Here is a 7,557-nt window from a genome sequence, read left to right as displayed (position 1 = left end):
GCCCCTTCGTACCAATGGAAATTAAACGGTTCTGATGTGGGTAGCGATAGTGCAACGTATACTACAACCTCTTTAAGTAATGGTGATGTTGTAAGTGTGGTGATGACCTCCAATGCAAACCCTTGCTTGACGGGTTCACCCGCTACTTCTAATACGATTACAACAACGGTCAATGCCAATCAACCAGCAAGTGTAACTATTGCGTCCAGTGATGCCGATAATACGATTTGTTCGGGTACTTCGGTTACGTTTACCGCTACACCAACCAATGGTGGTAGTGCCCCTTCGTACCAATGGAAATTAAACGGTTCTGATGTGGGTAGCGATAGTGCAACGTATACTACAACCTCTTTAAGTAATGGCGATGTTGTAAGTGTGGTGATGACTTCCAATGCAACCCCTTGTTTGACGGGATCACCCGCTACTTCCAATTCATTAACAATAACTACAGTCAATAGCCCATCTGTTTCAATTTCGGGGACTAATGGTGCTAATCAGTGTCCAGGATCTAATGTGAGTTTTACGCTTACAGGAACTGCCAATTCGATTGTAAGTTATAATTTGAATGGCGGTAGTACACAAACAATTACATTGACAGGAGGAACAGCTACGGTTACCGTAACCGGTGCAACAACTTCGCAAACCTTAAATCTAATAAGTGTTGATAATGGGGTTTGTTCTGTGTCGGTTTCAGATGCTGCAACGATTACTATCGAATCTACAACTTGGAGCGGAACTGCTTGGAGCAATGGTACACCAACGAGTACAAAAGCTGCGATAATTAGTGGTAACCTAACGATTGCATCAACATTCAATGCATGTTCAATTACAGTAACCAATAATGCAGTTGTAACGGTGAACTCCGGTTCAAATGTTCAACTTAATGGATCGCTTACAGTTAATACTGGAGCTTCGTTTACGTTAAATAGTAATGCGAACTTGATTCAAACCGATCCATCGGCCGTGAATTCGGGAGCTATTATTGTAAAACGCACGTCAAATCCATTATTACGTTTAGATTATATTATGTGGTCTTCACCTGTTGCAGGTCAAAATTTATTTAATTTTTCACCATTGACTTCGGTTAACCCTTCGATTCGATTCTATTCGTATAATTCGACTACAAATTTATTTAACTCGGTTACCGATTATGCTACCCATACAATGGGCACAGGGAAAGGGTATTTGATTCGCCTACCATGGAACCATCCAACCGCACCTGCCACTTGGACGGGAACCTTTACGGGAGTTCCTAATAATGGAACAAAAACGGTTACGTTAAACAATGGAGGAGCCGGACAACGGTATAATTTAGTAGGAAATCCCTATCCATCAACGTTGCGTATGGATCAATTCTACAGTGATAATACTAATGCGATCAACCCTACCATTTATTTTTGGCGTAAAACGAACGGTTCGGCCAATCCATCGTATTGTACCTACAATTTAGAGACCGATTCGTTTGTTGGAAACGGACAACCTCATGCAGTAACGGCAACCAATAATCCAAATGGAATAATTCAAGTTGGACAAGGATTTATTGTTGAGGCCAAAAATTCTGCTACAAGTCTCGAATTTAATAACGGTCAGCGGGTAGCTAATAATGCTAATCAGATGTTCCGTTCCACTGCAGAAAGCATGCAAACTCTTGAGAAAAATAGAATTTGGCTCAATATTTCGGGTACAAATAACGAATTTGCGCAAACCATGGTTGGTTATTTTACCAATGGAAGCCTTGATATAGATACCACGGATAGTCCCTATTTCAATGACGGAACGATTGCATTCAATTCAAAAATAAATGGTGTTGAATATGCTATCAATGGACGTCCCGTGCCTTTTGACACAACCGATAGTGTACCAATGCATTTCAAAGTAGCTACTCCAGGGACTTATACAATTGCAATTGATCAAAAAGACGGTTTGTTTGCCACAACAACACAACCTATATATTTAAAGGATAACGATTCAGCAACTTTCCACAACTTAAATGACGGTCCCTATACCTTCACCTCAGTTGCGGGTGCTTTTGAGAATCGCTTTGAGTTGGTCTATCAAAATGCTTTGGGCACGAATAACCCGAGCTTAGATTCGCAAGCTTTTGAAGTCATAAAAGCAAATGGAAAAATAAGTGTTAAGGCAAATTCGGCACTACAAACTGTAACTCTTTTTGATGTTCAAGGACGTTTATTAACTCAAGTGAATGCTAGTAATGCAACAGAAATTGCAATTCCCTACCAAGGTGCCTACCAAGTTATTTTGGTTCAAGTAACCACTTCGGATAAGAAAACGGGTGTCAAGAAAGTACAATAAACGACCAATAATTTTTTATAATTGCCAAAAAAGGTTATCCTCTGGGTAGCCTTTTTTGTTTAATGATTTAAACCTGTTTTGGCGCTTTTTTGGGGTGTTTCGTATGTTGGCTTTTCAACAAAAAACACTTTATCGATAAAATAGCGCTGTTTATCAAGGGGTTGTATGTCGACAAAAAGCATTTTTTTTCTATAAAAAGCATCAAACTTCTAAAATTAATGTCTTAATCGATTTTTTGAATGCAATAATCGATTTTATTTTTTACAGGTTTCAAATGGTGTCAACTTTGTAACAACAAATTTACTAGTTCATTAAAACCTACAATTCATGAAAACTACGATTACCCAAAATCATTCTTCTCGTTCCATTACAGATGTAATGCGAACGTGTTTTTCTGTAATTTTATTTCTAACCCTCTTTCTATGCTCGCATGATTCGTGGGCACAGATTGCATTACGAGGTACGGCGACTACAAGTATTAGTACGAATGCTTCGGTAACGGTAAACCGCCCTGCAGGGGTAGTTGCCGGAGATATTATGTTTGCCAATATTGCAAACTTTATAAACGTAACCCAATCATCTGCAACGTGCACTGGTTGGACATTAATTGCAGGTACCGATACAGACAGAGGTAGAGCATCATTGCTATACAAAATTGCAGGAGCAAGTGAGCCTGCATCCTATGCTTTTTCAGTTACTGCTAGTTCTTCTGCAGCTACGGGAGCGATTGTTGCATTTTCAGGAGTCGATTCTACAACACCATTTGATGTAACTGCACCAACAACATGGGCAACAAGTGCTAATCAAACTATTTCAACTATCACTGGATTGACTACTGCCAATGCCAATGCTGCTATCCTTCTCTTTGGAAGTTGTTCACGTATAACAAGTACTACCAATAGTAATTTTACAGGTTGGACTGCTACAACCCCATCTGCATTTACAGAGTTATACGATGCAGGGCATAATAGCGTAGGAAATACACCTGCCGTTGGTGCTTCTTGGGCAACTAGATCTGCAATAGGAGCAACGGGTAATGGAGGGGTAACGTGTACACCCAATACAAATCCAAGAACAATGGGAGGGATAATGATTGCATTACGTCCTTGTGGTACTTCAGCGGGAACGTTAAGTGGTACGCAAACCATTTGTTCTAATGGAACATCAACCTTTAGTTCTTCAGCGAGTGGTGGTACATGGTCTTCAAACAATACTGGGGTTGCCACGATAAACAGTACAACTGGAGCAATTTCTGGAGTTTCAGCTGGAACTGCAACAATGACCTATACGTTAACTTCTTGTGGTAATACGTATACAGCAACGCGCACGGTAACGGTTACTGCTGCACCTACAGCGGGTACCTTAACAGGTGTGCAAACTACCTGTATTGGTGGTACTACTTCATTTAGCTCATCGCAAAGCGGTGGTGCATGGACATCGAGTAATACGGCTATTGCAACGATAAACAATACTACAGGAGTAATTACTGGAGTGGCTGCAGGTACTGCCACAATGACTTATACTGTAACCGGTACGGGCGGATGTAGTAATGCTACAGCTACAAGAACAGTTACAATAACGACACTTACTGCCCCAACTTTCACGGCAATTGCACCGGTGTGTTCGGGAGCTACAATTGCAGCATTACCCACAACATCAACCAATGTAATCACGGGTACTTGGTCTCCCGCTTTAAACAACACGGCTACCACAACCTATACCTTTACCCCAACTGCGGGCCAATGTGCTGCTAGCACTACATTGACTATTACAGTTAATCCATCGCCTACGGGTGTTACTGCAATTGCAAGTAACAATACCATTTGTTTGGGTGAAACGTTAAGTTTAACTGCAGCAGCTACCTCAAATTCATCAACAGCGGTAACTGTATTGTCTCAAAATTTCAACTCGGCTACTAACAACTGGACAAGAACCAATGCAAGTACAGGAGGGACAACAGCTAATGCAGCATGGACACTAAGAGCTAGTGGGTATAATTCAGGTTCTACCGGTGTAGAAACAATAATTACCCCCGATGCCTCTCAGTTTTATTTGTCCGATAGTGATGCTCAAGGGTCAGGTAGTACTACAAATACCACCTTAGTTTCGCCTGCTTTTAGTACAACGGGTATGTCAGCCGCTAGTATAAATTTATCACATTATTACCGATATAACACAGGAACAACTGACCGTGCATTTGTTGAGGCAAGTACCAATGGAACTACCTGGACAACCTTAACAACCTATTCATCTACACAAGGGGCTGCAAATGCATTTGCAACAGCAAATATTAATTTAACGGCACAATTTTTAAATCAACCAACTGTTTTTATTCGTTTTCGATATACAGCAGCTTGGAATTGGTATTGGGCAATTAACAACGTAATTATTTCAGGAACCTTAACTACTGCGCCTGATGCAACCTATGCATGGACCTCAAATCCTGCTGGATTTACCTCAGCGTTGAAAAACCCAACGGGTTTAACTCCATCGGTGACTACAACGTATACCGTTACCGCTACCAATAGTTTTGGTTGTACAGCATCTGAATCAGTTACAGTAGTAGTAAATAATCTAACCAATGCTTCGGTAAGTATTGCTTCTACGGCATCAACAATTTGTTCAGGTACAAGTGTTACGTTTACAGCAACACCGACTAATGGAGGGACTGCTCCTAGCTATCAATGGAGAGTAAATGGATCTAATGTAGGGACCAACAGTGCAACCTTTACCTCGACTACATTAGCAAATAATGATGTGGTTACTGTAGTGATGACTTCAAATGCAACCCCATGTTTAACAGGTTCGCCTGCAACATCAAACGGGATAACCATGACAGTTAATCCACTATTGAATGCTTCAGTAAGTATTGCTGCTACAGCATCAACAATTTGTTCGGGTACAAGTGTAACGTTTACTGCAACCCCAACTAATGGAGGAACTGCTCCTAGCTATCAATGGAGAGTAAATGGGTCTAATTTTGGGACCAATAGTGCAACCTTTACCTCATCTACTTTAGCAACTAATGATGTGGTTACTGTAGTAATGACTTCCAATGCAACCCCATGTTTAACAGGTTCGCCTGCCACATCAAATGAGATAACCATGACGGTTAATACACAATTGACTGCTTCGGTAAGTATTACTGCTTCGGAGACAACAATTTGTTCAGGTACAAGTGTAACGTTTACCGCAACCCCAACTAATGGAGGTTCTACCCCTAGTTATCAATGGAGAATAAATGGATCAAATGTAGGGACAGACAGTGCAACTTTTACCTCTTCTACATTAGCAAATAATGATGTGGTTACTGTAGTAATGACTTCCAATGCAACCCCATGTTTATTAGGTTCGCCTGCAACATCAAACGGGATAACCATGAATGTTAATGCATTAACGGCTTTCACGAGCGTTACTCCGGTTAACAATGATATTTTAGCAAATGAAACAACCAATATTCAAGTTGTTGGATTAACAGGAACTAACGCGAATGCTTCATGGTTTACAGAGCCCAATGGTGGTGGTGCGTTCTTAGGAACAGGTGCTGTACTAGCCAATGTAGGTCCAGGAAAATATTATGTACAAATTACAGGTGACTGTGGTGCTTCTTCTGAAGTAGCTGTTGAAGTATTCGGAATAAGCAGCTGGACAGGTGCAATCAACACGTTATGGAATGTTCCGGGTAACTGGGCAGAAGGAGTAGTGCCTAATGCCTATTGTAAAGTTACCATTGGCGCTGGTAAAATTGCTGAAGTGCTTGATACGGATGCCACAGCTTATAATGTTACCGTAAGTGGAAATGGCGTATTAACGATTAAATCGGGAAAAAATATCACCATTACAAATCAAATTGCTACAGCAGCGGCAACAAATATTGTGGTTGAAAGTAATGCCAATTTGGTTCAAACCAACGCCATTGCCAATACAACACCAATTACTGTAAAACGTAATAGTTCGGCCTTAAAACGTTTGGATTATATTTTATGGAGTACACCTGTTGTGGGTCAAAATCTATTAGCTTTTTCACCATTAACAACAGTTACACCTTCCTCACGTTTTTACACCTATAATACAACAACTAATTTATATAACGCTATTACGGCTCCGAGCACAGTTTCTATGGAGCAAGCTAAAGGATATTTAATTCGTGTACCTAATAACCACCCAACTTGGTCAACTATTTGGAATGGTCAGTATGTAGGAGTACCGAATAATGGAAATATAGCATTTGCGTTAACCAACTCAATCGATTCAACCAAGCGTTACAATTTAGTTGGGAACCCTTATCCATCTGCAATCAGTTTGAATAAGTTTATCGATGCTAATCAAGACAACATTAAAGGGACTTTATACTTCTGGAGAAAAACAAATGGTGCACCAAACAATTCATACTGGGCGATTTCAAAATTCGGACACTCATCCAATGGTGAAGGAAGCAATCCAAACGGTATTATCCAAGTAGGACAAGGCTTTATTGTAGAAGCTAAAGAAAATGCAACACAAGTTGTTTTCAATAACGATATGCGTGTGTTGAACAATGCTAACCAAATGTTCAAAGCTTCTGAAAATGCAATGCAAACGGCTAATTATGATCGTTACTGGGTGAAAATGACAAGTGCAACCGGTTCCTATTCACAAATAATGGTGGGTTACTTTGACGGTGCAACGGAAGGATTTGATATCGATTATGATGCAAAACAAATTGCCGACGGCGATATCTTATTAAGTTCAATTGTTGATGGTGGTAATTATGCAATCCAAGGGAAAAATGCTTTTGAAGTGAATGATATAGTACCTTTAAGTTATACTGTTACCAATGCAGGAACGTATACTATTACCTTAGATGCATTTGAAGGCGTTTTTGATGGTGCAACAGAAGTTTATTTGACCGACGCGGAAACAGGATCTTCAGTATTACTAAATAATGGAGCCTATACGTTCACTACAGCTGCAGGTTCATTTGCTAATCGATTCCAATTAAACTATCAAACCGTATTAAACCAAGGTGAAATCACGGCAAACGATGAGGTTTCGGTTAAGTTTGTGAAAGGACAATTACGCGTAGATGCAGGAACAACTCCAATCAAAGATATCTATGTGTATGATATCACTGGTAAAAAAGTTGCCTCAGCGTTGGAAGTAAATTCACCACAATTTGAAATGAATAATTTACCAAAAAATAGAATTTTAATTGTAAAAATTATTGCAAATGACCAACGTAAAATTGTTAAAAAAGTGCAGTAA

At 40.0% G+C, this 7,557-nt stretch carries 2 protein-coding genes; both read left to right on the top strand.

The features are described from left to right. The coding region (locus Q0039_RS10245) for a hypothetical protein (protein WP_297512438.1) at positions 1–2,313 on the top strand (2,313 nt) is incomplete at its 5' end. A gap of 327 nt (positions 2,314–2,640) precedes the next feature. Further along, positions 2,641–7,557 (top strand): hypothetical protein, encoded by a 4,917-nt coding sequence (locus tag Q0039_RS10240; RefSeq protein ID WP_297512435.1) that lies wholly within the window; start codon positions 2,641–2,643, stop codon positions 7,555–7,557.

It is taken from the genome of Flavobacterium sp. (genome assembly GCF_027484945.1).
Classification (GTDB): domain Bacteria; phylum Bacteroidota; class Bacteroidia; order Flavobacteriales; family Flavobacteriaceae; genus Flavobacterium.
The sequence above is the reverse complement of the archived record's forward strand: the minus strand, read 5'-3'. Positions and strand labels throughout refer to the sequence as shown.